Here is a 24,835-nt window from a genome sequence, read left to right as displayed (position 1 = left end):
TGCCACAGTTAGTGTGGCATCTTTATCCCCATGCATTTTATTAACTCATCCAAAAAGGAAAAATAAATTATTAAAAAAAACTATTCATTTTAGATGAATAACATGTAATCCCTTTTCTTAATAAGTTATTTTTTTGTCTATTAGCTCGACCCGTTATAGTTTCAAACCATAATCTCCATGGTTCTGATGTAAGTAAACGCCGAGTTAGTGGTGATTGTTCTTGTGTATATTCATTTTTAAATATGGTAATAACTTCTTGGGTATCAAATATCCCGATAACTTTCATGTTTATGGATGGGATATCAAATTCAAAATTTTCTTTTTCAATCGCTAGCGGTGTTTCTTCTGCTTGCCAAAGATTAGTATTATCTCCACAAAACAGGGCGATATTTAATGCCCTTAAAGACCACAAGCTACTTGCTGGCCCACTGTAGTTATCGATTAACCTAGAATCATCACCAAATATTCCTTGAGTAGGTATTCCTGCTTGTAATGCTCCGTTGGAAATGAAATATTTCAAATTGGTGCTAAAGGCTCTCTTCGCTTCTCCAATTGATATCGCTGAACTTTGTAAATCTACAGCAGTTAATAAAGGAGCGGTTGCTGCTAACCTATAACAAACGCTTCTACCAAAAAATGGAAGCCCTTTGGCCGTAAAGAAATAGCGATAATTAGCCACTAAACCTGATAACGAACTTCGAATAAAATCAGCATCAAATTCTGGGTCTATTTTTGTAAACCAATACAAACTGTAATGAAACGCCCATGCATTATAGTAATCATAATTGCCTTTAGCGCCATCACGAAACCACCCATCACCAACATAAAACTCTTTGATTCGTTCATATTTTTTATATTGAATATGATTATCACCCGTAAGGTTTTTTAAAACGAGTTGTACTGTTAGAACAAATAAATGCCAATTGTTATCTACTGTTTTACAGTGATTAACTTGTTTAAACCAAGTCGTGATTTGTTCCTTTTCAGCATTAGAAAAATAGTTCCATACCCATTCTTTACTCATCCATAGAGCTAAAGCTAGATCTGCACTTTCACACGTTTTCTGATCGTAATCATGAAGCTGTCCCCAGAATCCTTTGTGATGTGGGTTTGTCCCTGCAAGAAAAGCGTGGCGAAGAACGTCTGGTACATTTATTGGTTTTTTATTAAGCCCTATAATATTAGTATTTTCTTTACCATTTGCGTGTAGCCATGCAGCAAGCGTTGGTAATGTTCTACTTGTACCTTCTATTGCATCAATTTTTGCAGTTTGTTGGCTAGGTCTTCCTGGATAGTAGGCATGACTGAAATCCCACACAGAATAATGTATGAATGATTCTGATATATAACTTACTATGGCATTACATTGCGTCTTTAAATCAGTGGTGTCGTTTGAAAATAGATCTTTTATATAATTATCGTGTTTCGTATATTTTGATTTCTTATTTTTATATCTAATAATATTTTCTTTAATTGAGTTAGCGTAAGTTATTATGGTTGGATGTTCATAAGCGATAAATGGTCGTTCTGTTTCTTGTATTTGTTTAGGCTCAAATGAAAACGGTTTTCTTTGGGGAGTAGGGGACATGATTTGTACAGCCTTTTTATTGTTCTAGTTATTTACTCTATGAATTAAAAAGCCATTCAATCAATGAACGGCTTTTCATAAATAATTAAAGCTCCGAGACAGATTTTACAAGAGCTGCTAATTTGTCCCATTCATTATTATCTATTAACTCATTTGGTATCATCCAACTACCACCACAAGCAACAACACTAGGAATGGATAAATAGTTATTAATATTATTAAGATTAATCCCTCCTGTTGGCATAAACTGAACAGGGTATACAGCGGATAATGCTTTTAGCATTTCCACACCACCTGATGGCTCAGCAGGAAAGAATTTAACGGTGTGTAAACCTAATTGTATTGCTTTCTCTACTAGATAAGGAGAGTTTACACCTGCAATTATTTCGATATTACGCTCTTGACTGTATTTCACTATTTCAGGGTTAATGCTAGGGCTAACTAGAAAATCGACGCCAGATTCAATCGCTAAATCAACGTGCTCTTTACGAATAACAGTACCAGCTCCGATTAGCATATCAGGATAAGCTTCACGCATATTCTTAATCGCTTGTGCAGCGTCTTCTGTTCTAAAAGTAATTTCTGCACAAGGTAAATCATTTTCGACAAGAACTTTTGCAATCATTGCTGCTTTAGATGCATCTTTGATTGTAACAACAGGAACCACTTTAATTTTTGCTAGTTTTTCGTTTAAATTCATTTTGAACCTCAGATTGGCATAACAGATTTAGGGATAATGGCCCCGTGGTATTGAATAACTGTGCTTGCAAGTTTATGACCAGCAACCGCCGATTCAGAGCCGCTACAGCCTAATACTCGCTTAGATAGGTAACCTGCACTAAAGGAGTCCCCAGCAGCTGTAGTATCAATGACATTGGTTACTTTTACTGATGGAATAAAAGAGGTGTTATCAGAAGAGTAAACAATACAATCATCCTTACCACGTTTGATAATGATCTCAGACACACCTAAATCGATTGTACGATGCATTGCTTGGTCTGCGGTATCATCTCCCCATAATAACTGCTCATCATCAAAAGTTAAGAAGGCGATATCAGTTAAAGATAACATTTTTGTATAAGCAGACTGGGCTTCTGATTGGTTATTCCAAAGAGTAGGGCGGTAGTTATTATCAAAGGCAATTTTTATACCTTTAGATTTACAATTTTCAAGGATAGAAAAGAGTGTATCTCTACATTCAGAAGTAAGGATTGCAAGACTAATTCCACTTAAATAAACAAGTTGGTGGGTTAATAAATCTGCTGTGATTTGAGAGGCGTTTTCACAAGTGATCCAATATTTTGCAGCGGAATCATTACGCCAGTAATTAAAGGTTCGTTCTCCTTCACTATCTGTTTTGATTGAGTAAATACCGTTATTTTTATCGGTAGAAGTTCTTACCATATCTGTGCAGATGTCTTCTTTCTTCCAATTATCTACCATTCTTTTTGTAAAATTATCTTTACCAACACAAGTGAGGTAGGAGACAGTCGTATTATGTGTTTCTAGTGCACGAGAAAGGTAGATTGCTGTATTGAGAGTATCACCACCAAAACCTTGAGTTACAACACCATTGATTTCTTTTAACTCAACCATGCATTCACCAATAATAGCTATGTTTGTAATATCCATAAAATTCCTATTTATACAAAAGACCGATCATTAAGATCGGCCTAGGTTGCTAATTGATATTAGTTTAGGATAGAACGAACATAATCAACGATTTCTTGGTTTTCAGCATTGTTAAATAAACACGCTTGAAAACGTTCACCCATAACTGCAGTTTTAACTAATTCAGGATCCATAGACTTTAGTGCGTCAATATAATTGTCTTTAGCGACAGCAAGTTTAACTTGATTCAAAATAGCTGCATTTTGTTGTTGTGGAAGTGCGCGTTCAATAGGGTAGCCTTGGCCACGTTCACAGCCAGATAATAATACTTTTTCAAAAATATTACGGATGTTTAATTCTGCAGCCCAACCAAACCCTTTAGCAAATGCAAGAGCAAGTGCATTACCATTGTTGATTTGAGTAAATAAGAACGCATCAGATGGTTCAATAGCAAGACCACAAACAACGTTATGATGAGCATTACAACTCATCATTGCACCTTGACCAGTACCACAGCCAGTAAATACAAAATCAACCGCTTTAGAAGCTAAAAGAATAGAAGCTTGGATGCCAAGGTGAATATAAGTCAGGTGGTGATCTTGATCATCAGACATGCCGACGTTAAATACTTCATCGTTACTTTGTGCTGTTACTGTAAGTAATTCATTTAAAACGATTGAGTTTTTAGCCGCTTGGCTATTTTCCATAGTTAATGCAATTTTCATTTTAATTCCAAATTTTTGTTTAAAATTCGATCGTCTTTATGCAATCGAATGATGGTGATTATGTTTACTGACATCGCCGTAATTTCTAAAAGAACACCACCAATTGAACCAATTAAAATATTGTTAATTAGCCAACATGTAGCGCCGATAAAAAACCAACAGCGCATTTTTATTCCGTCGAGCATAAATATCGCGTAACTACCAATTACAGTTCCTATTATAGGGAATAGTTGCCACATGTAATCGGTCGTTAAAATGCCAAATAGCAAGCTGGTACATACAAAAGCAAATGCGATAAACCATTTCGAATAAAAATTGCTGTTGTGGTTCTCATTGCCGATAGCCAGGAGCTGAGAGCCGATACTGTCGAGCCTAGTAATAGATAATGAAACATATGGTTGATGTTTAAAGCCAACATAAGGATCTTCAATCGTTTATCATTTTTTTGATAGAATGCGGCAATGCCTAAAATGAAACTAAGAAGACCTAATAGCTGGGCAAATGAGAAAATATCAACCAAACTGGGATCCATCAACGAGACAGCCAACCGCCATCTACAGCAATTGTATAGCCATTGATATAATCAGATGCTTTTGAGGCTAAGAATACACAAGCTCCTTGTAGATCTTCAGGTGTTCCCCAACGATTTGCTGGGATACGCTCAAGGATAGCCTTGTTGCGTTCTGCATCTTCACGTAATGCTTGTGTATTATTGGTCGCCATATATCCAGGGGCAATAGCGTTAACATTGACACCGTATTGACCCCATTCATTAGCTATCGCACGAGTGACACCCATAACCGCACTTTTTGATGCTGTATATGATGGAACACGAACTCCACCTTGGAAAGATAGCATTGATGCGATGTTAATAATTTTACCACCTTCACCTTGAGCTATGAATTGTTTTGCAACTGCTTGAGATAAGAAGAAAGTCGTCTTAATGTTGATGTTCATTACATCATCCCAATCGTTTTCTGTGAAATCAATTGCATCATTACGGCGAATAATGCCAGCATTGTTTACTAGAATATCAATGCGGCCGAACTCAGCAACCGCTTGTTCTACGATAGAATCAATAGAGTCCATTGCCATTAAATTAGCACGAATATTAAAAAACTTACGACCGATAGCTTCGATTTTACTAATAGTATCAGTTGGTTCAGTGATGTTAACACCGATAATGTCACAGCCAGCTTCAGCAAGACCTAGAGCCATACCTTGACCAAGGCCAGTATCACAACCCGTTACGATTGCTACTTTGCCGCTTAAATTAAATGAATCAAGAATCATGGGATAACCTTATTTTAAAATTTTCATAACTTGTGTAGCTGCAAGTAAAAATGCACCTGCGCCATAATCAATGTTGTGTTCAAATTCAACATCTCGTGGGTTGTAAGCGGGTAGTTGAACCCATCCAATCATGCCGTTGTCGTGAACACAGGTTTCTAATGCTTCCCACGATTTAGTGATGATTGGTAAGTAAATAGATTTATCTAATAAACCTTTTTCAACTCCCCATGCTAGGCCACAGACAAACAAAGAGGTTGCACTGCTTTCTGGCGATGGGTAATTCTCTGGGTCAAGTAAACTAGTGCGCCAGAATCCATCCTCTTGCTGATATTTAATGACTTCTTCAGCTAGCGCAGTGAACATTGCAATGTATTGCCCGCGAGTAGGGTAATCTTGTGGCATATGTTCTAGAATTCTAGGGATTGCTGTTAGAACCCAACCAATACCCCGTGACCAAAATATTTTTTCACCGTTCTTTTCTCGAAGCTCGGTTTGCTCATCATTTGGAATATATCGATGATCTCGATAATACAAACCAGTTTCAGGGTCATACAGATTATCAACAGCATCCCAGAATGCAGTATCCATATAATCGATGTATTTTTTATCACCTGTAATCGCAGAAATACCAGTAAATGCAGGAGGTGCCATAAATAATGAGTCACACCACCACCAGTCATTACGGCCATTTTTAGGGTCATTGATCATGATATCGAATGCATTTGTTGCATACTCAATGATTTCAGGCGTATCCATCAAAGGGTAGAGTGGTAAATAAGCTTGAATACAGACATGGTCATCAGCAAAACGAGGTAAATGACCTGGTCTAAATCCTGTATTGAGTGTGTAGTCCATTAAACCATCAAGGTAGTCTTGATCATTGGTTTCTTTCCAGGCATCAGCCACAGATAACCAAAATACGCCACGTTCCCAATCTGTTGCACGTAGAAAACGTTTTTTACCAGTACTTCGAATAACAAAGCGGGTACGGTTCGTATGCTGCCATTGATAGACTTTTTTCATTAAGTCTTGAATGTGTTCCTTGTTCATTTCCAATCCTTGAGTAATTAAAGAGCGTCTTTAAATTCGTCACTTGTATTTGCTTCTTGTTCTTGGATAACAAGGTGCATATCATTCATTGTTGAGCGACCTATCTCTAGGACGATCTCAGACAGTTCTTCTAATGACACATCATCACGTTCAAAACATGCATTTGTAATCATTGGCAGATTACAACCCCCAATAACCTTAACGTCATTTCTAGAGAGCATGATAGCTACAGCTCGGTTACAAGGAGAACCCCCGATAACATCAGTCAGAAATAAAACGCCTTGACCATTATTTACTCTCTCAACAGCGTTGATCATTTTACGTTCAAGCTCTTCAGTAGTAATTGATGAAACAAAGTCAATGAACTCGATAGAACTTTGTTCACCAACAATGGCATCAACTGCTGATTTCATACCCGACGCGAAATTTATGTGTCCAGAAACAATAATACCAATCATCTTTAATCCTTAAAAAATACCAAGTAAATGACCGCCAACACCGGCAAATAAAGTACCAAAAATTAAAACTGTTGGAGATTTACCTTTTTTAACAAAGTAGTACATTAACCAAACCAGTAGCATTGGTAATATGTTTGGCATTATCTTATCGAACATACCAGTTTGTAAGCTGATAGATGCAGCACCAGCCTCAAGAACAATATCCGTTTTCACTTTAACGAATTTTGCTACCATTGAACCAATAACACCTAAACCAACGATATTAGCTGCACGGCCTAATTTCTCTGCTTGGTCTGATAATTTTTCTAACGCTGAAACTCCTGCGTTATAACCCAAGAACAGTAACCAGAAATACATAGGAATACGGTATGCTTGGTATAAAACAAAGAATACTAAAACACCTAAAGGATTGCCTTGTAGAGCAATAGAACAACCGATAGCTAATGTTAGAGGTAGCATAACAGAGTGATCCAATGCATCACCTACACCAGATACTGACCCCATGGTTGCTGCTTTAACTGAAGCAATAGTCGATGGCTTTTCTTTGTTTTCTTCCATTGCAATAGCTAAGCCAAGGGGAAGGGTAAACATTTTTGGGTTAGCATTGTAAAATTGTAGATTGTTCTTCAATGCTTTTTTAAGATCCTCTGGGTTAGAGTGGATCTTTTTTAATGCAGGACTTATTGAATAACAGAAACCACCCGCTTGCATACGGTTATAGTTAAAGTTACCTTCCATTAATAATCCACGAAAACCAATTTTCCATAAATCATTCTTAGTTATGACTTTTTTAGTTGTCTGGTCATGATAAGTGTCATGGTTCATATCTACTTCGGTATCAGTGTTTACTTTATTAGGTGATTGACCTTGGTAGAAGTTATCGTTCAAATCCATATTAATATTAGAGCTCATCGTCAAATCCTTTTGTGTTAGAAGCATTGTTTGAATCTGATTTATTACTATTTAAATAATCAAGGACTGCAATACATGTGAAGATTACAGCGACAGCTAAAATTGGAAGATCGAAATAAGTTGCACAAATAAATCCTAAAAAGAAGTAAGGTAATATTTGAATGTTGAACATGGTTCGAAGTAGCATCGCGAAACCTACTGCTGGCATCATGCCACCGGCAATCGCCATACCTTTAACAATACTTTCTGGTAGATATTCTTGAATAAACTCAGCCCCTGACACGCCAAAGAAAATCGCACTAAAACCAACAATGCCGTAAAGCAAAGCTCGAGCGCTTAATCCTAAATAAAGTAGTTTGTCTAATCCTTTTAAGTTAAGTTCAGATGCGTACTGATCCGCTTTTTGCATCATTGGTGCACAAGATGTGAATAAGAAAATAACGGCAGTTTGCATTGCAAGAGCAAAAGGGATCGACATACCAATAGCAGCTTCAGGTGTCATGTTTAATTTAATTGCGAACATGGTACCAACGATTGCGCCGATGGTTGTATCTGGTGGTTGAACGCCAGCATTTGATACTAGACCTAACCAAGCGAGTTCAAATGTAGCACCCGCAATTAATCCTGTTTGTAAGTCCCCAAGAATTAAACCAACAACAGTACCTGTGACGAGCGGTCTGTGAATACCAGTAAAGATATCAAATTTATCAATACCACATAATGCGGCCCATATACCGACTAAAATAGCTTCCATTAACATTTTAATTCGCCTTAAATATTTAGGTTTTTAGTTAGTGAGAAAATACATTCTTTTTCACTTTCTGGCATGTGTTGAACAGTGCACGAGCTACCATGTTCTTTAAGGATTTCAAATGCTTCCATGTCTTTTTCGTTAACATTTATATATTTGTTAACTTGAATGCGACCTTCATGAAAATGCATATTACCAATGTTAATATGAGGTAGTTTGATACCACCTTGAACGATGCGGGCAAAATCTATTGGATCTTTACAAAGAACTAAAATTTTACGATCTGGCCCTGCTTTAGGTAGGTTATCTATTGTTTGCTGAATAGTTCGAAATAGAACAGCAAAATCACTACCGGCAGAAGCTTTGAATGGACCTTGAAGCGGCTCAAGCCCTGCAATTTCATCATTTGCAACAATGATAGTATTCGCACCTGAATGTTTGCCCCATTGTAATCGGATTTGACCGTGAATTAGGCGTTCATCAATACGAGCTAAAACGATATTAGCCATTTGTTTTTCCTTTAAGTAAGTTAAGTTGGTTTAAAAATTGTTACGTTATTAGATTTTAAATTATCTAAAACTTCCATAGACACATTTTCATCAGTGATGACCGCATCAATTGAGCTCGTGTCAAAAACCCAAAATTGGCTATGGTTTTCAAAACATTCTGAAGTGGCAATCACAATAATTTGTTCAGATATGTCACGTAGTGTCTTGATTAACTCAGCGTCTGATTCACTGTTAGCAAATACGCCTTGTGAAGAGCTAAACCCATCAATAAAGATGAATGACTTGCTAAATCTATGGCTCTTCACATTTTTTATCATTTGTGAACCTGTGAACTTCATTAGATCAAGGTTAACGCGACCACCCGTCATAAATAAGTGTATGTTTTGAACATGTAAGGTTCTTACTAAGTTCAAATCATTACTAACTACCTTTGAATGACGCCAGTCTTTTACTGCTCTCATTGACTGTCTAATTAACTTATTGCTATTGATGAAAATAGAATCATTTTCTTGTAGCAACTTCGCGACTGTTTGACCAAAGAAATCTAGTCTTGAATCAACGGTTTGCTGAGCCTTCTTATTACTATCAGATAGTTGAGAAAGTACAGCTTTGTTAACTAGTGCATATCCATGAGCTCTGATTAGAAATCCATTCTTTTCAAGAAATCTTAAGTCAGCTCTAATTGTGGCTCCTGTCACATGGAAAATGGTTGATAGCTCGTCAACATGTAATTTTCCTCTTAATCCGACAAGATTAACTATTTCGAGTCGTCTCTCTAATGACGGTTTTGTTGTATCACTATTTAATGTAATTTTCATTTGTTTTCACTTTCATTTGTAGTCTGGCGTAGGACGATAATTTCGGCAATTGATTTTTACAATAAGCTTGATGAAGCTCACACTCTCATTATTGATACGTGATTTGTATCATATATTTGAATGATTTCCTGCTGGATATATACCAGTAACGCCTCATTACTAACACTAAATGAGTAGAAATCATTGAGGTGTGACTCAATATTTTGCTGATTAGCTCAATTCCTGGCGAATAATCATAATGTTTACTGACATAGAGCAAGCTATATACAGCATCATTTAATGATACAGTAATTTAATTCTTTTTTCTTTTAGTTTCTTAAATTGTGATCAAAGTGAAAGAAAGTAAAAATTTTATGAATATAATGAAAAAAAAGAAAGCGTCAGGGATTTTTACTTGATCGTATTATTTAGAGGTAAACACTATGAGAATTAATGCTTGCACTGTTGTCATTCTTGGATTGGCAGCTACCGCAATTGCATTGCCGCTATCAGCTCGAACATGGTTTGAGGTCGGATCGGAATATGAAGAATATTTCAATGAAATAGATGATTCTGGAAAGGAACATTTGTATGAGCAATTGACTGCTTATGTTCCTTATATTCGCTTTTCACATTCACCAAACAACAATGAATGGAATGTCTGGGGACGATATTTTAAAAAAGAATATATAAATGCTGATTTATTTCCTAATGAAATTACATCAATGACAGAGCGTGCAGAAATGCATTACACGCGATCAGACAGATTTGGTGCATGGCGTTTTCGTTCTGGTGTAGGCGTTCGCTACAACGGATATGATATTGATCGTTATGAGGTTGAATATCGTGCCTATCCACAAGTAGATTATTTTATTAATCCAACAAATCAATTATTTACTAATGGTCATGTCTATCTTGGGCAAGCTCGCGGTAAACGTTCGATGGATTCACAAGCAGAAGACTATGTTGATTGGGGTTATGAATATGAATTTGGTTTAATTCATCGTATTAATACGACCTCATCAATAAAGCCACACTTTTATACTGAGTTCGATAGCTTTGAAAATAACTATGACATTGATTATTGGCAATTTCGTTTGGTTTATACCCAAAAGGTTGGGCGTGTAACTATAAATCCATTTGTGCGGATTGGTCTGGGTCGAAATATTATAGAACGTTCTCACTATGACCCTGAACGCTGGGGGATAGAACTTGATAAAAACTACTCTCGAGCAGGTGTTTACGGAAATGTGGGGATTTCCGGTAAGTTGAATTTGATTTATGAAACGTATTGGCAAGAAGAGAAAAACAGTTATTACGATGGTGGAAGTGGCACTGTAAAAGCATTGCCTTATCGCAATAAATTCTTTGCAAAGCTTGGTATGCAATACGTATTTTAAGGACATATTTTGAAAAATTTAAATCTATCCGTTCTTGCTGTGTCAATGTCTATCATTTTTGGTGCGTTAAGTACTCCAGTTTTGGCAATTACATCGCATGACAAGGATCAACAAATAAATATATCTTCACAAGAAGAGACATTTTCTGCGATGCGAACTCGTTGGGCTTCGTATTTCTTAGGTGATCCTAATTTACCAATGAATGCAAAGTTAAGTGCTGAAGTTACCGTTATTAATAATGAAGCGTTAGAGTTACTTAAAAATTTACAGCTTAATAAAGAAGGCTTGTGGGCAGATGTTTCTCTTGATAATGACAGTTCAGAAGGTCGTTTACAATTAGGATCTCAGTTATATAGGACTTATCAGCACATTTTTACGCTTGCTCGTGCATATAAGTTAAAAGGCGGAGAGCTTGAAGGTGATTCAAAATTACGTGAAATGGTCATTGATAGTTTGGCGTTTCTAAACGAGCATTATTATCAGGTAGGTACTGCAGAGTATGGTAATTGGTGGCAATGGGAGCTAGGAATTAGCCGTGTTGTTAATAATACACTAGTCATTTTATATGATGATATCCCCTATGAAATTATAGCCAATTATATTGATGCGACTCGTTATTTTGTACCTCGAGCAACCCATCTAAGTGAAGGTTATGGAGCTCCGTATTCGAGTGCGCCTCTAATGTGGGAATCTACAGGTGGAAATCGTACCGATAATGCTCAGGTTGTCCTGATCCGAGGGCTACTTGAAAATAATGAAAGTGAAATCAAAGAGGCAATTGAAGCGCTATCAACTGTCATTCCTTATGTAGAAGAGGGCGATGGTTTTTATAAGGACGGCTCTTATATTCAGCATAAAGATTTACCTTATAGTGGTACGTATGGACAGGTAATGATCGAAGGTTTAGGTATGTTATTAGGAGTGGTATCTAATACACGATATCAAGCAACAGATCCTAATTTACAAAAAATATATCCATTACTATTAGAATCTTTCGCTCCATTAATGGTTGATGGGCGCATGATGGATATGGTTAATGGCCGTGCTATTTCTCGCTTATATGGTCAAAATGATAAAGTGGGGCAGTCGATTCTAAGTGCAATGATGCTCTATTTAGACGGCGCACCACCAGAATATAAACAGCAACTCGAAGTTTTTATTAAATCTCAATTAGTGAATTCAAATAATGGACTAGAAAGATCTGGCATTTTAAGCTCATATCAAATTGCTCATGCATTGATGAAGTCCAAAGATATAACGGTGAATAAGCCTGTATTCCATAAACAATTTGCAGAAATGGATCGAGCTGTTCACCACCGCAATAATTGGTCTTTTGGTATTGCAATGCATTCAAAACGAGTTGGTAACTACGAATGTATAAATAATGAAAACCTAAAAGGTTGGCATACAGCAGATGGAATGACGTATTTGTATAATGAGCAAGATCATTATCAAAATGGCTATTGGGTAACAGTTGACCCATATAAGTTGGCAGGTACGACGACTCTTTTAGTTGAAAGAGATATTTGTACTGGTCAGCTTTCAACTCAGCGAGATGGCCGCAACCGTTCAATGGGATGGACTGGTGGTGCGGCATTAGAAGGTTACGGTGTCACTGGTATGGATTTTGTTAATTTTAATCGTGATCTGAAGGCTAAAAAATCCTGGTTCATGTTTGATGATGAAATTATTGCTTTAGGGTCTGCTATTGAAAATTCAAGCGATAATAAAGCGATTACTACGATTGAAAACCGTAAAATTGATTCAGAGTCAGTCGTTAAAGTTAATGGTAGCGTGTTAGGCCTAGATAATGAGTTTGTTGGTAAATTAGATCGATTATCAATTAAATACAGTGATTCAAAAGCTCCGCTGCAATACGTGAGTTTAGACGAGCAACCAATAACAATTTCTAAAAAATGTCGTTCTGGTGATTGGTCTGATATTGGTAATAATAAAGGTTCTGTAGAGGCATGTTTTGTTGAAGCTACAATCGTGCATAAAGGAGATCTTGGTACATATGCTTATGCAATTATTCCAGAACAAGAAACAATAGTTATACCTGCAATAACCATAGTGTCTAATACAAGCGATGTTCAAGCAGTAATGCATAACAAACTGGGTATTTTTGCAGCTAACTTTTTTGATGATGGTAAAGCTGGTCATATTGAATCGGACTCTTCCATGTCTATTATAACTAAAGAGACTAATGGTTTAGTTACTATTTCAGTATCTGACCCTACACGTAGTTGGTTTAACACTAAGTTTGTTATTGATGGTCAGTTTGAAATTATGACTGATATTGAAAGTCGTATAACGTTAAATAGTAATAAAATTTCAGCGGATCTATCTGATTTAGCTGGTTCAAGTTATACGTTTACATTAAAACGCATTAAGTAAGATAAATGATGAAATCGTTTAAATATACTACCATCGCATTAATTGTTGGTGTGTTAACCGGTTGTGGTGGTTCAGATGAAAAAAATGAACCATTAAAATCTGAAATTCAATTTATTGATTTTCGTACACAGTGGAATAGTTATTTTATTGGCGATTCATCACTACCGTTTGATGACGAGCTACATACAGTAGTTAACAAGCTTAATTCTCAAACTAAAGTGTGGTTGGCAGACCACACTTTATCTAGAACTGGTTTGTGGTCAGATATACGTCTTGATGTTCCTAATAATGAATTGGGTAATCAATTACACAAAACATACCAACGATTGTTGTCTATGGCTCGTGTATATAATTTACCTGGAGGGGAATTTAAAGGAAATGCTGATTTAAATAGTATCATTATTGAAAGTTTGGAATTATTAAATCAACAATATTACAAAACTGATGTACAAGAGTTTGGTAATTGGTGGAATTGGCAAGTTGGTATTCCTAAAAATATAAATGATATTTTATTGTTAATGGGAAGTAATGTTAATAATGAACTATTAAAGCAATACATTAATGCCACTCGATATTTTGTTCCGAACCCTACACATTTTAGTGAAGGACTGGGGGCTGGAAGTTCAAGTAGTCCAAAACCTTTTGAAACAACTGGAGCAAATAGAATTGATAATGCACGAGTTGTATTAATTCGTAGTGTTTTAGAGAATAATGAAAATGAATTTAAAGCTGCTATTGCTGCCATTATTCCTGTTATCGATTACGTTGATAATAGTGACGGTTTTTATATCGATGATTCATTTTTACAGCACAAAGATATTCCATATACGGGGACGTATGGAAATGAATTAATTAAAGGGTTAGGGATGATGTTAGGGGCTATTGAAGAGACCGATATGTCTTTTTTTAATAAGTTTTATAATATTTATCCTATTATTTTTAATTCATTTTCACCTTTAATGATTGATGGGCGTATGATGGATTTTGTTAACGGTCGTGCAATATCGAGGGTTTCTGGACAAAATCATAAGATCGGACATTCTGTTATTGAGTCAATGTTATTGTATGTTGAATCAGCAAAAGAGAATGATAAAGATAAACTAAAATCCTTAATTAAAACTCAAATATTGAATGATACTTTCCTTGATTATTTTGGTTCTGTCACTTCAATTAATACATATCAATTAGCACAGAACATAGTGAATGATGATAGCGTTTTATTGTTGAATCGCCACAAAGAACATCATCAATTTCCAGCAATGGATAGGGTTGTACACCATCGTGATACTTGGTCATTTGGGATTGCAATGCACTCAAACCGTGTCGGTAACTATGAATGCGTTAATGGTGAAAATTTAAAGGGGTGGTATACATCTGATGGAATGAACTATTTATATAATGGTCAACGTGATCACTATACTGGTTATTTTGCGGTTGTAGACCCCTATCAATTAGCCGGAACAACAGTTCTTGAAGAGGTAAGAGAGAACTGCTCGGGCCAGAAAAGCGAGCAACGTGATGGACGACAAGTTCTAATTGAATGGTCAGGAGGTACTTCTTTAGAAGGTTACGGTGTTGCGGGGTTTGATTTTACAAACTATAGCGATCTTTTAAAAGCTAAAAAATCGTGGTTTATGTTTGATGATGAAATTGTTGCCTTAGGGTCTAATATTAAAAATAATAGTAGCAGTAATGCAAGGACTATTATTGAAAATAGAAAAATAGAATGCGGATCTGAAATTGAAATAAATAACGTTAATTATATTAGCAATCCTAATTTTGTAGGAGAACTTAAAAATTTAGATATAAAAGTTACAAATCAAATTAATCCAATTTCTTATGTTGTATTAGGTAGTAATAACACAACAATTGAAATTAAAGAAAACAAAGGTAATTGGTCTGATATTGGTTCTGGTTATGGATCCTTATCTAATTGTTTTGTGACTGCATCTATAAATCATGAAATGATCGATGATAGTTATCAATATATGATTATTCCAAACGCTAGTAATAAAGAAGGTTCGACATCAGCAATTGAAATTATACGAAATGACGCAATTGCACATGCCGTTAATCATAAAAAATTAAATATATTAACAGCTAATTTTTGGAAACCAGGTTCTGCGGGTATGGTTACTGCGTTGACCCCTTTATCTATTATGATAAAGAAAAAAGGAGATGAAATGAAAATTTCAGTTTCAGATCCTATGCACTCGCAGCAACCAATAAAGTTTGTGTTAAATACATCATTTGTAATAAGTGATGATGTACATGATCGCGTTTATATAAATGACAGAAAATTAACTGTTGATCTTAATGATTTATATGGCGACACCTATACTTTTTCATTAAAGGGAAAAACTAATGAACAGTAATAAGAATAAATATATTTTAGCTATGGGTATATCTCTTGCTCTAGCTGGTTGCGGTAATGAAAGTTCAGATAAACCAAAAATACCAACGTTACCTCCGATTGATAGTAGCAAACCAATTATTGGTGATTTTAAAAATATAATAGTACCTAACCTAGAAGAGCTTGCTGGCCTTAGTGGAATCGATCTTGTTTCAGGAATTGAGGATCAACTCAATGCTAACTTAACCGTGAAGTCAGGTCAGTTTAAGATTACACCAAAGTGGGGGATGGGAACATCTCATGCATGGGATGTAACAAATTTAAATGTAGTTCAAAATGGTGATAAATATGTACTTGAAACTAGAATAGACAAAGGTGTAGTGGGTGTGCCATCAAGCTCTAATGCAGTGACTAATGGATTTAGTTTTCTGATTGAACTACCAAATGGTTTAGTTAAAGAAGCATCAATGTCTTATAAGTTTAAATTAGGTACATCTCTTGGCTTTGGTAGTCCTTCTAAATCACCGGATTATATTTTCTTAGGGGGTTTTACAAGTGGTGACCCATTAGTTGAAAACAAGCCAAGTGCAGAAGGTAGTGGATTCACTTATAAACTATCTACTGATCGTTATGGTTATGTGAATACAAGATTTATGGATGGAAATAAAGATCTATTTAATCAACAGCTTCAAAAACTTGGCAAGCCATTAAAAGCCAATAATCAAACGTGGAATATTGTTCAATTAAATATTAAAACGAATGATTTTTTTGCAGGGGTGCCATTAGATAATGGGTCAATTTCCGTTCTGCACGACACAGTACAAATCACACCCAAAGCAGGGTCGTTTAGTGATAGGATTTTAATAAATAACACTCATAATTACAAACTAACAACGTTATTTGAATTCTACCGTCATTATAAACACGGTGCAGATCAAGATAGCGCCCTACAAGAACAAGTTATTCAAATTAAAGATTTAGCTATTGCTTGGAATGATGAAGTAGTGACATTGCCAGATGTTCCAGTTGAACCCACACCAGTAAATGCTTGTACTGAGAAAGGATTTAATCAAGCAAGAAATCTAGATCTTTCTAAACTTAAGGGATTAACTGGACAGGCGCTTATTGATGGTATTGAAAAGCAGATAGGTGATAATAATGGTTTACCTTCTGATTATGATACGAATCGTAGTAATATGGCTGTTGTTGATTTTGGTGGAGAACTAGCTCTTGAAGTAACGTATATGGCAGGGCAAGGTTCAGTTAATGATGCAGAAAATGGTTCTAGCTTGAAAGTTCCATTCCCTATGTCGGATACCTCTCTTTCTGGAGCCTGTATTGCTTATGATGTGTTTTTAGATAAGGATTCATCAACTAATAATGACTTAATTTTCTTGCCAAATATTAGCTTAGTTAACGGAACGGATGTCATCTCAGATCATCGTTATTCAACCAGTAAATATAAACGCTTTGCGGCTAAATTTAGCAACCCACCACATAAAGATTTAAGTTGGTTAGATATTGGTAAATCATATACGAGTAAAGGGATTTGGCATCCAACCATTCAAACTATATCGTTTGATGGTAATGGGTTGGGTAATATTGATTATGTTCTAGCTGATAATACGTATTTTAGAACGGATCCTAACAAGTTTAACGGAGAAGAATTTAATACCGTATTGCATCAACTTGTCGAGCCTGAACTTGTAGATACTGTTAGTTTTACTACTAACTTTGATTCTTACCGCCATACTGTTGGTGGTAAAGAAAATCAGATTATTCGCTTTAAAAATATTGCGATTGGTTGGAAATAGTTGCGGGTTGTACTTCTTTCTTAGGAAGTACAACTTACTCATTTCTATTGACGTTAAACCTAGTGTTAGATCTGAGTGAATTAAAATATTTAGTTAATGATATAAGTATCATGTAATAGTGAACTAATTAAGCAATAGCGGATTTAAATTTGTTAGTAGTTAAATTGATAGGTTGTATAGTTGAGTCCAGTATGGCTTAAGATATTATTTGGTATGATATAAATAAAGTAGGAACAATACCAGCTTATATGACAGCAAAAAGCATGCTTGAAGTACAGAAAGGGATTTCAAAGTTAATTGAAAAAGTGATATCCGAAAGCTGATTATCATGAAGATCTGGTATAAATTCCAATCATAATCATAATCATAATCATAATCATAATCATAGAATTAGTTATAGTGTAGCGTTACTAATGTTTCTAATATTAACTACAAACTTATCTAAGTAACACTTTTAAAGTCTACTTTAAATAATTATTTTCAAATCAAATGGATAGGTTATACAATCGAGTCCAGTAGCGACCACATTATACGAAAGAGCCCACCTAGTGTGGGCTTTTTTGTGCCTGTAATTCCTGTCTAATCTATTATCTAGCTGCTTTTTGTCTATTTCTGTTTTGTAACATCTATGATTTGAAGTAACACGGTTCGTAACCTTTTTTCAATCACGTATTTTCGAGGTTACTTCAGAGGCTCAAATGGCTATAAAAGCACAGTTCTTAACGGCAGCTCAAGTTAAACTAAAAGATTAAGAATATAACTTAAGTGATGGTAATGGTCTTGCACTTCGAGTAAAGCCAATCGGTAGTAAGTTTTGGATATTTAATTACCAGCGACCAATCACTAAGAAGCGAGCTAATCTTACTCAAGGTAAGTTAGAAACGGTAGTGTTGTGACTACGTAATATTGGCTATTAATTTATAGTTTCTAGGGCGCTTCGGGCACAAACTGACTTAGAAAGCATGGCAAGAACCGCTTAGCCACTAGAACTCTTACTTTACACTGGTTTTATATTTAAGTTCATTCTGTAGTATTCATACATTCATACATTCATACATCGCCATTTTAGCCTTAAATAGTGACGGGTACTCAGCAATAGAATAGCCTAAACATTATCTACAGGTATCCCTTATATCTTTGTAAACGCTATCGTTATTGGTGAAGACTCTGTTGTGCTAGCAGGCGCTTTTTTAGAAGAAGGATTGCGTATTGTAATTGAAGAATAATCTAATAAAAAACAAAAATGATAGTTGCTAGATTGTGAAGGGTTTCGTCCTCTTTAAGAGAGTTAACGCTTTAGCATTTTACCTTTAATATCTGCCACATCAAGGAATTGCTATTAGATGTAAACGCGATTAACAACGCGACTTATTAAGCCGTTCTTAAACACCTAAAAAACGTTAAGGTAGATATTAATGATAGAAATTAACAACCTCTGTTTTTATTGGGAAAAAAGTTATGTTATTGAAGGGCTTCGTTTAAATATTCAAGCTGGACAGCATCTATTTATTGAAGGTCCAAGTGGCAGTGGGAAAAGTACGTTATTAAATTTATTTGCTGGTGTGTTATGCCCGAAAAAAGGCGATATTAATATCCTTGGGCAGAATTTAAGGGATCTTTCTCCGAGTCAAAAGGACAGTTTTAGAGCCGATCATATCGGTTTTATTTTCCAGCAATTTAATTTAATTCCCTACTTAAGCGTCATTGATAACATCATATTACCTTGTTCATTCTCTGCGATAAGAAAACAAAAAGCATTACAGCGTAGTGGAAACTTGAATATTGAGGCTATACGTCTATTGAAGGCCTTAGGTTTAAACGATCAAGCGCTGTTTCAGCGTAGCGTCAATGAGTTAAGTGTTGGTCAGCAACAGCGTGTGGCAGCCGCTCGCGCGATGTTAGGCTCACCTGAAATTATCATTGCTGATGAGCCGACATCAGCATTAGATTCAGGGCATCGAGATGCGTTTATTAATACTTTATTCAATGAATGTGAGAAAGAAAATATTACGCTGATATTTGTCAGTCATGATACCAGCCTAAAAAAGCATTTTTTTAATCACATTAACTTAACCGACATTAACCAGATTAAGCAGGAGAAGTAATTATGGCTATCTTTTCTTTAGCGCTTAAAAGCTTATTCAATCGTAAATTAACTTTTTTAATCACCCTGTTTTCGATTGCCATTAGCATTACGTTGATTCTAGGCGTGCAGACATTAAAAGATGAAACAAAAATAAGTTTTATGAAAAGCATTTCAGGCACTGATTTAATTGTTGGTGCAAGAGGGGCTTCTTCGCCACTTTTATTGAGTACCGTTTTTCATATTGGTAATACAACCAACACCATTAAATACGATTCGTTCGAAGATATTAGAAAATCTTCTGCTGTTGAGTGGGCGGTGCCAATTTCGATGGGTGATTCTCACAAAGGTTATACCGTATTAGGAACTGAATTGTCTTTCTTTGAGCATTTTAGCTATGCGAATAAACAGTCATTAGTCGTTCAGTCGGGGAATATTTCAAATGATATGTTTTCTGCTGTCATTGGCTCTGATGTCGCTAATAAGCTTGGGTACCAAGTTGGTGATGAAATAATCATGACACACGGTGGCGGTGAAATAGAAGGCCACGATCATGACAACATAACTTTCCATATTGGTGCTGTGCTTGCTCCTTCGTTTACCGCCATTGATCAAACGCTAGTTATTTCATTGGAAGCGATGGAAGCGATGCATGCTGATAGCGATGGCCACTTTGGTGTACTTAGTTCAGAAAATAGTATCGATACTCGTGCTGAACAGCACTCAGAAAGTGACCATGAACATGCAGAGCATGAAGGACATCAGCACCATGAGTCACAAGAGCAACGCGTTGCACGTTTGATGGAAATTAAACCAGAGAATATCAATGCTGTTTTCGTTGGGCTTAAGTCGAAACATGTTGTATTAGGAATGCAAAATTATGTGAACAACTATGACGGAGAACCTTTATCGGCAATTATCCCGACAGTTGCATTGCAAGAGTTGTGGGCATTTTTCTCAATAGCGGAAGTTGCTTTAAATATTGTTTCTGGGTTTGTTGTGTTAGTTGGCTTATTAGGCATGTTAAGCATCATTTTAATGAGCCTTAATGAGCGACGTCGTGAAATGGCCATTTTACGTTCAATGGGGGCAAGACCAGTTCATATCTTCTCCCTAATTATAGGAGAAGCCGCAGTCGTTTGTTTATCGGGTATTTTACTTGGCATCATTCTTCTATACGGTTTGTTATTTTTATTACAGGCACCACTTGCAAATCACTTCGGATTTTATTTAGACATTTCTGGGCTTAATTTAAATGATGGTTTGATTCTGTTAAGTGTTCAGGTGAGTGCAATTGTCATTGCAATCATTCCTGGTTTGTTAATTTACAAGACGTCATTATCTGATGGTATGAGTATTAAATTTTAAGGTATCCACATGAAAAAATTATTATTAAGTTTATTTTTATTATGCAGCGTTTCTGCTGTACAAGCGGCATCGCCTATCGCGGTGACTTGGAAAGATTTACAAGGAGTTGTTGAACCTTATAGTGATCCTTTTAAAGCGTTAACAGAGGATCAAATTTATAATTTATCGGTGCTTGCGCGTGTGATAGAGATGCAGAAAGAGTCGCCAGAAAAAGTGTCTGAAGCTAGGTTAAAAATAGCTGATGATGCAAAAGAAAGCCTTGTAGCAGATAGTATTGATATCGAATATCTCTTTGAACAGCGTTTAGTTATTATGGAAAAACGCCAACAAGCGATGAGTTCAACGAATGGATTATTTGCTGATCAGACAATTAAAATGGCTGGTTATATGCTTGCACTTACTTACGAAGATGGATTGGTTTCAGAATTTTTGTTAGTGCCAACGTTTGGAGCTTGTTCGCATGAAGGGGTACCCGATGCAAATCAAATTATCTTAGTTAAAACTAAGACACCGTTTGCAGTCGGAGCGCCTTATGAAGCGGTCAGCGTTACCGGAACATTACGCTTAACGTCACAAGAAAAGGACCTATATTTGGTTGATGGTCAGAAACAAATTGAAATGGCATATAGCTTAGAAGATACAATCGTTGAGCCTTATGTGAGTAAATATTAACGGCCTGATTGTTGGCTGTTTGAAAGGGAGTGTGAAGTAGCATCAACTAATCGCCTTTTCGCAAAAAAGTTAAATACCTTTCTATGATCGCCTTCACTACTCGCTAGTGAGGGCTTTTTTAATTTGTGTATGCGTTTATTGCTTTTATTCCCGTGCTCTTTATTGAATAACCCTTCATCATTCGTTAATACCTTTGAAAATAGTAAGACTTCCGTCGTTGATATCCTCTTAATATTATTATCTCCATAAATCCATGTATACGTCGAAAATTTTAATGCAACCTCTGCCAATTTTTTTGAAGGTAACTTTCTAACGGTTGTAGCAAATACTGTAGCTAATCTTATTTATCAACACCTAGTTAAGTAATTGATAATATTGTAATATTGTAATATTTTTGTTGTTTGCAATCGAATTAAGTTATACCTTTCTGGATGCCGTTACTGTTAACGACCTAGGAGTCTCTCTGGATGTGCTGATATATAAACAAATATAAGAAATATATTTACCAGCGTATTGGTTGTAAAAACTCAATTAACCACTGGTTGATAGAAATGCTTGTTGCATCATTCATATCAATTGCCATCGCCGTTGCAGTAATAACACCTAAGCTACTTAACAGTATAAAATAACCGAAAGCGAGTGCCATATTGGTTCTCTTCGGAAAAGGTGAATGAGATATTGCATGCAGTGGTCCTATGTAAGTGGCTAAAAACCAGCTGATACTGCCGACAAATAACATTAAATTTTTCAAGGACGAAAAGTGTATCGATAACGCCTGTTTTTCCTCTGCCATTACGCTTAAAATAAGCTCAATTGGGATAAAAAAACCAGATAAAGTGGATGCAAGCCCGCAATACATTAATAAATCACCTGCAATAAGATGCCAGGAAGTGCAGGTGCCAGCTTGATCGTATTCACTAGAATAGATATAACTAACCATCGCCGCCATAGAGAGGGCGATAGCTAATAAGAGGGAAATATGTGGACTTGCTTGTTGTGCTACATCGATGCCTTTTGATGTACCGTAAAGGCGATTTATTTGGAAAGAGGCAACGGCAATGTTAAAACCAATAACGGTCAAACGTGAACGCATCACGTTGACCGCTATGTTAATGGAATGGACGCGCTTAGATGGTGTCATTTTATATTCCTTATTACTATCTTATTGATGTAATTGTTTACACTTCATCTAAGGCTTTCATCAGTTATAGCACCATACTTAGGTAGCCTAATATCAATACAATCATTGAGGTTAGAGCATAAGGAACAGGGTATCCGACAGCTGGTAAGTCACTTTGACATGCATCCTGAGCTCCTTTCATTGCAGGTGTACTATTACGTGCTCCAGCACAAGCGCCAGCTAGAATTGCGGGGTTCATTCTGCGGAACACTAAACCATATATCCAAGCAAGTAATGGCGGTAATAATGCTGCCAACAGACCTAGCCCTGCTATTTTGATAACAACAGTACCTTGGAACGAGGATAATATTTTAGGGCCAACGGAAGCGGCTAATACTGCAACAAATAAACTTAAACCAATGTCTTGTAAGAAACTACGAGCGCCTTCACTCATTGGCCCACCAAAGCTTGGGTTACGTGTTCTAAAGTAAGAGAATAAGATACCAGTTAGCATACAACCTGCTGATGTACCTAGTGCGAAAGGAATACCGCCTAAGTTAACACTTGCATGCCCACAAACAAAACCGATGAGCAGTGAGATTGCAAGGTACATTGTTTCTGTTACCGTACTTTCAACAATCGGTACACTATTAAGTTTTGTTGCAGTTTGCTTAATACACCAATCAGAGCCAGCTAAACGAAGTACATCACCTGTTTCTAGTACTGTTTTTGGTAGTGTTGCAATTTGAGTACCCTGTCTAAAGAGTGCTTTAAGATGTACTCCAAATCCGATTTCTTTACTCGCTTCTTCAATTGTTTTTCCGATATAGTCTGATTTACCAATGTGAATATCTGCAACTTCAAGGTCAACATTACGCGCTCTAGGCTCATCAACTTCAGTACCAACCGTTTCATCACCACCTTCGATAAGGACATGATAATTACCACGAACACCAATAACGTCACCCATTTTTAATGTTGGGTTATCCGAAGCATCGATCACTTCATCACCACGCACTACTTTTAAGATCGCCGCATGTGGAAATTGATGAAATAGGTCGATGACACTTTTACCAATCAGTTCTTTGTGTTCTACGTTATAGGCACGGATATCTAAAGGCAGTCGACCTGTATTAGAGAAACCGCTGGTGCCTGGTAAGGGTTCTGAACTATCACCACCGCCAAACATAGCTTCCGCTTCTTTACCCGCTTTTACAGGATCTCGGCCTGACATTGCTGGCAAGTATTTAATAAGTAAGATGATAAATATGCTTGATAAGATATAAGTGATTGCATAACCCGCTGCCATATTTGCGCTAACTTGGTCTATGGTCATACCGTCTGGTAAGTTAACAGCACCTGATGACAGTGCCGATTGCGCAACGCCCATTACAGCAGTTACGGTGTAACTACCTGAAATAATACCGGCTGCATAACCTGGTGCCATGTCGAGTAATTTTGCACCAAAAAATACAATTAAGAAGTTACTAAAGACAACAATAAGACCAATAACGATGAAGTCGATACCACCGCTTTTTAGCCCTGAGAAAAATTGAGGGCCTACTTTCATGCCAATAGCGTACATAAACATCATTAGGAAAATGTCTGACACAAGTCCAGGCGCATCAATATTTAACCCGTAAACTGAAAATGCGGTTAGCGCGATAGCAATACCGACTAACAATGTACCCGCCGTAGAGCCTAAATTAACGCCTTTGATGGTGATTTGTCCTAAGGGATAACCGATCGCTATTGATAGAAATAGAAAGACAAAAGAATTATTTGCAACATAGGTAAAAAGGAAGGCAATTGGGCCACTGACGTCCTGTGTAATTGCACTGCTATCTGCTGCGATTACACCAGCAGATAACAGTGCCATTAATACAAAAATAAGGAGGCTTAAGCCAAATTTGTTTTTCAGAGAAGCAAGGGGG

The 24,835-nt window shown here is 36.4% G+C and carries 20 protein-coding genes and 2 pseudogenes; 8 read left to right on the top strand and 14 right to left on the bottom strand.

Annotation, left to right across the window (positions count from 1 at the left end; genetic code table 11):
• Window positions 1-70: 70 nt before the first annotated feature.
• The 12 genes and pseudogenes from A6E06_RS14430 to A6E06_RS14375 form a co-directional block, all read right to left on the bottom strand.
• Window positions 71-1,588, bottom strand: coding sequence for a DUF2264 domain-containing protein (locus A6E06_RS14430; RefSeq protein ID WP_065591048.1), 1,518 nt, complete (start codon window positions 1,586-1,588; stop codon window positions 71-73).
• Between the two features lie 85 nt (window positions 1,589-1,673).
• Window positions 1,674-2,288, bottom strand: coding sequence for a bifunctional 4-hydroxy-2-oxoglutarate aldolase/2-dehydro-3-deoxy-phosphogluconate aldolase (eda, locus tag A6E06_RS14425; protein ID WP_065591049.1), 615 nt, complete (start codon window positions 2,286-2,288; stop codon window positions 1,674-1,676).
• Between the two features lie 8 nt (window positions 2,289-2,296).
• The gene (locus A6E06_RS14420; RefSeq protein WP_065591050.1) at window positions 2,297-3,220 is read right to left on the bottom strand and encodes a sugar kinase; all 924 of its coding nucleotides are present in this window, start codon (window positions 3,218-3,220) and stop codon (window positions 2,297-2,299) included.
• A 59-nt stretch (window positions 3,221-3,279) separates the two neighbouring features.
• Window positions 3,280-3,924 carry an RpiB/LacA/LacB family sugar-phosphate isomerase gene (locus A6E06_RS14415; protein WP_065591051.1) on the bottom strand — a complete coding sequence of 215 codons (645 nt, stop codon included), beginning with the start codon at window positions 3,922-3,924 and terminating at the stop codon, window positions 3,280-3,282.
• Window positions 3,921-4,456, bottom strand: a pseudogene (locus tag A6E06_RS14410) (YgjV family protein). The gene A6E06_RS14415 and the pseudogene A6E06_RS14410 overlap by 4 nt, the downstream one beginning before the upstream one ends.
• The gene (gene kduD, locus A6E06_RS14405) at window positions 4,456-5,217 is read right to left on the bottom strand and encodes a 2-dehydro-3-deoxy-D-gluconate 5-dehydrogenase KduD (protein ID WP_065591052.1); all 762 of its coding nucleotides are present in this window, start codon (window positions 5,215-5,217) and stop codon (window positions 4,456-4,458) included. The pseudogene A6E06_RS14410 and the gene kduD overlap by 1 nt, the downstream one beginning before the upstream one ends.
• Window positions 5,218-5,226: 9 nt before the next feature.
• Window positions 5,227-6,267 carry a glycoside hydrolase family 105 protein gene (locus A6E06_RS14400; RefSeq protein WP_065591053.1) on the bottom strand — a complete coding sequence of 347 codons (1,041 nt, stop codon included), beginning with the start codon at window positions 6,265-6,267 and terminating at the stop codon, window positions 5,227-5,229.
• A gap of 17 nt (window positions 6,268-6,284) precedes the next feature.
• Window positions 6,285-6,725, bottom strand: coding sequence for a PTS galactosamine/N-acetylgalactosamine transporter subunit IIA (gene agaF, locus A6E06_RS14395; protein ID WP_065591054.1), 441 nt, complete (start codon window positions 6,723-6,725; stop codon window positions 6,285-6,287).
• Window positions 6,726-6,734: 9 nt separating this feature from the next.
• Window positions 6,735-7,637 carry a PTS system mannose/fructose/sorbose family transporter subunit IID gene (locus A6E06_RS14390; RefSeq protein ID WP_065591055.1) on the bottom strand — a complete coding sequence of 301 codons (903 nt, stop codon included), beginning with the start codon at window positions 7,635-7,637 and terminating at the stop codon, window positions 6,735-6,737.
• The gene (agaW, locus tag A6E06_RS14385; protein ID WP_065591056.1) at window positions 7,627-8,397 is read right to left on the bottom strand and encodes a PTS N-acetylgalactosamine transporter subunit IIC; all 771 of its coding nucleotides are present in this window, start codon (window positions 8,395-8,397) and stop codon (window positions 7,627-7,629) included. Before agaW ends, A6E06_RS14390 begins: the two co-directional genes overlap by 11 nt.
• A gap of 11 nt (window positions 8,398-8,408) precedes the next feature.
• A complete protein-coding gene (locus tag A6E06_RS14380; RefSeq protein WP_065591057.1) occupies window positions 8,409-8,897 on the bottom strand; it encodes a PTS sugar transporter subunit IIB in 489 nt (162 codons plus the stop codon).
• Window positions 8,898-8,917: 20 nt separating this feature from the next.
• The gene (locus A6E06_RS14375) at window positions 8,918-9,715 is read right to left on the bottom strand and encodes a DeoR/GlpR family DNA-binding transcription regulator (RefSeq protein ID WP_065591058.1); all 798 of its coding nucleotides are present in this window, start codon (window positions 9,713-9,715) and stop codon (window positions 8,918-8,920) included.
• Window positions 9,716-10,137: 422 nt separating this feature from the next.
• Here A6E06_RS14375 and A6E06_RS14370 point away from each other — a divergent pair, with 422 nt between their 5' ends.
• The 8 genes and pseudogenes from A6E06_RS14370 (at window position 10,138) to A6E06_RS14340 (ending at window position 21,781) form a co-directional block, all read left to right on the top strand.
• Window positions 10,138-11,094, top strand: a complete 957-nt coding sequence (locus A6E06_RS14370) for a hypothetical protein (protein WP_065591059.1) — start codon at window positions 10,138-10,140, stop codon at window positions 11,092-11,094.
• A gap of 9 nt (window positions 11,095-11,103) precedes the next feature.
• Window positions 11,104-13,491 (top strand): polysaccharide lyase 8 family protein, encoded by a 2,388-nt coding sequence (locus A6E06_RS14365; RefSeq protein ID WP_065591060.1) that lies wholly within the window; start codon window positions 11,104-11,106, stop codon window positions 13,489-13,491.
• A gap of 5 nt (window positions 13,492-13,496) precedes the next feature.
• On the top strand, window positions 13,497-15,866 hold the full coding sequence (locus tag A6E06_RS14360; protein WP_083190344.1) for a polysaccharide lyase 8 family protein: 2,370 nt from the start codon (window positions 13,497-13,499) through the stop codon (window positions 15,864-15,866).
• Complete coding sequence (locus A6E06_RS14355) at window positions 15,856-17,658, top strand: hypothetical protein (protein WP_065591062.1); 1,803 nt, start codon at window positions 15,856-15,858, stop codon at window positions 17,656-17,658. Before A6E06_RS14360 ends, A6E06_RS14355 begins: the two co-directional genes overlap by 11 nt.
• A 698-nt stretch (window positions 17,659-18,356) precedes the next feature.
• A pseudogene (locus A6E06_RS20150) lies at window positions 18,357-18,533 on the top strand (integrase arm-type DNA-binding domain-containing protein); the annotation flags it as partial.
• A gap of 540 nt (window positions 18,534-19,073) precedes the next feature.
• Complete coding sequence (locus A6E06_RS14350) at window positions 19,074-19,763, top strand: ABC transporter ATP-binding protein (protein WP_065591063.1); 690 nt, start codon at window positions 19,074-19,076, stop codon at window positions 19,761-19,763.
• Between the two features lie 2 nt (window positions 19,764-19,765).
• Window positions 19,766-21,109: an FtsX-like permease family protein gene (locus A6E06_RS14345; RefSeq protein WP_065591064.1), complete on the top strand. Its 1,344-nt coding sequence runs from the start codon at window positions 19,766-19,768 to the stop codon at window positions 21,107-21,109.
• Between the two features lie 9 nt (window positions 21,110-21,118).
• A complete protein-coding gene (locus tag A6E06_RS14340) occupies window positions 21,119-21,781 on the top strand; it encodes a DUF3299 domain-containing protein (protein ID WP_065591065.1) in 663 nt (220 codons plus the stop codon).
• A 502-nt stretch (window positions 21,782-22,283) separates the two neighbouring features.
• On the opposite strand, the gene A6E06_RS14335 is transcribed toward A6E06_RS14340, so the two are convergent.
• Together A6E06_RS14335 and A6E06_RS14330 are read right to left on the bottom strand one after the other, a co-directional pair.
• Complete coding sequence (locus A6E06_RS14335) at window positions 22,284-22,922, bottom strand: hypothetical protein (protein WP_065591066.1); 639 nt, start codon at window positions 22,920-22,922, stop codon at window positions 22,284-22,286.
• Between the two features lie 64 nt (window positions 22,923-22,986).
• Window positions 22,987-24,711 carry an aspartate:alanine exchanger family transporter gene (locus tag A6E06_RS14330; protein ID WP_369688358.1) on the bottom strand — a complete coding sequence of 575 codons (1,725 nt, stop codon included), beginning with the start codon at window positions 24,709-24,711 and terminating at the stop codon, window positions 22,987-22,989.
• Window positions 24,712-24,835 lie beyond the last annotated feature (124 nt).

Origin of the sequence: Aliivibrio sp. 1S175, from assembly GCF_001690985.1 — a bacterium.
Classification (GTDB): domain Bacteria; phylum Pseudomonadota; class Gammaproteobacteria; order Enterobacterales; family Vibrionaceae; genus Aliivibrio.
The sequence above is the reverse complement of the archived record's forward strand: the minus strand, read 5'-3'. Positions and strand labels throughout refer to the sequence as shown.

What these genes read in the sequence shown, in the direction of transcription:
- A6E06_RS14430 (WP_065591048.1), bottom strand. Translation starts at nt 1,588, where the DNA reads ATGTCCCCTACTCCCCAAAGAAAACCGTTTTCATTTGAGCCTAAACAA.
- eda (WP_065591049.1), bottom strand. Translation starts at nt 2,288, where the DNA reads ATGAATTTAAACGAAAAACTAGCAAAAATTAAAGTGGTTCCTGTTGTT.
- A6E06_RS14420 (WP_065591050.1), bottom strand. Translation starts at nt 3,220, where the DNA reads ATGGATATTACAAACATAGCTATTATTGGTGAATGCATGGTTGAGTTA.
- A6E06_RS14415 (WP_065591051.1), bottom strand. Translation starts at nt 3,924, where the DNA reads ATGAAAATTGCATTAACTATGGAAAATAGCCAAGCGGCTAAAAACTCA.
- kduD (WP_065591052.1), bottom strand. Translation starts at nt 5,217, where the DNA reads ATGATTCTTGATTCATTTAATTTAAGCGGCAAAGTAGCAATCGTAACG.
- A6E06_RS14400 (WP_065591053.1), bottom strand. Translation starts at nt 6,267, where the DNA reads ATGAACAAGGAACACATTCAAGACTTAATGAAAAAAGTCTATCAATGG.
- agaF (WP_065591054.1), bottom strand. Translation starts at nt 6,725, where the DNA reads ATGATTGGTATTATTGTTTCTGGACACATAAATTTCGCGTCGGGTATG.
- A6E06_RS14390 (WP_065591055.1), bottom strand. Translation starts at nt 7,637, where the DNA reads ATGAGCTCTAATATTAATATGGATTTGAACGATAACTTCTACCAAGGT.
- agaW (WP_065591056.1), bottom strand. Translation starts at nt 8,397, where the DNA reads ATGTTAATGGAAGCTATTTTAGTCGGTATATGGGCCGCATTATGTGGT.
- A6E06_RS14380 (WP_065591057.1), bottom strand. Translation starts at nt 8,897, where the DNA reads ATGGCTAATATCGTTTTAGCTCGTATTGATGAACGCCTAATTCACGGT.
- A6E06_RS14375 (WP_065591058.1), bottom strand. Translation starts at nt 9,715, where the DNA reads ATGAAAATTACATTAAATAGTGATACAACAAAACCGTCATTAGAGAGA.
- A6E06_RS14370 (WP_065591059.1), top strand. Translation starts at nt 10,138, where the DNA reads ATGAGAATTAATGCTTGCACTGTTGTCATTCTTGGATTGGCAGCTACC.
- A6E06_RS14360 (WP_083190344.1), top strand. Translation starts at nt 13,497, where the DNA reads ATGATGAAATCGTTTAAATATACTACCATCGCATTAATTGTTGGTGTG.
- A6E06_RS14355 (WP_065591062.1), top strand. Translation starts at nt 15,856, where the DNA reads ATGAACAGTAATAAGAATAAATATATTTTAGCTATGGGTATATCTCTT.
- A6E06_RS14350 (WP_065591063.1), top strand. Translation starts at nt 19,074, where the DNA reads ATGATAGAAATTAACAACCTCTGTTTTTATTGGGAAAAAAGTTATGTT.
- A6E06_RS14345 (WP_065591064.1), top strand. Translation starts at nt 19,766, where the DNA reads ATGGCTATCTTTTCTTTAGCGCTTAAAAGCTTATTCAATCGTAAATTA.
- A6E06_RS14340 (WP_065591065.1), top strand. Translation starts at nt 21,119, where the DNA reads ATGAAAAAATTATTATTAAGTTTATTTTTATTATGCAGCGTTTCTGCT.
- A6E06_RS14335 (WP_065591066.1), bottom strand. Translation starts at nt 22,922, where the DNA reads ATGACACCATCTAAGCGCGTCCATTCCATTAACATAGCGGTCAACGTG.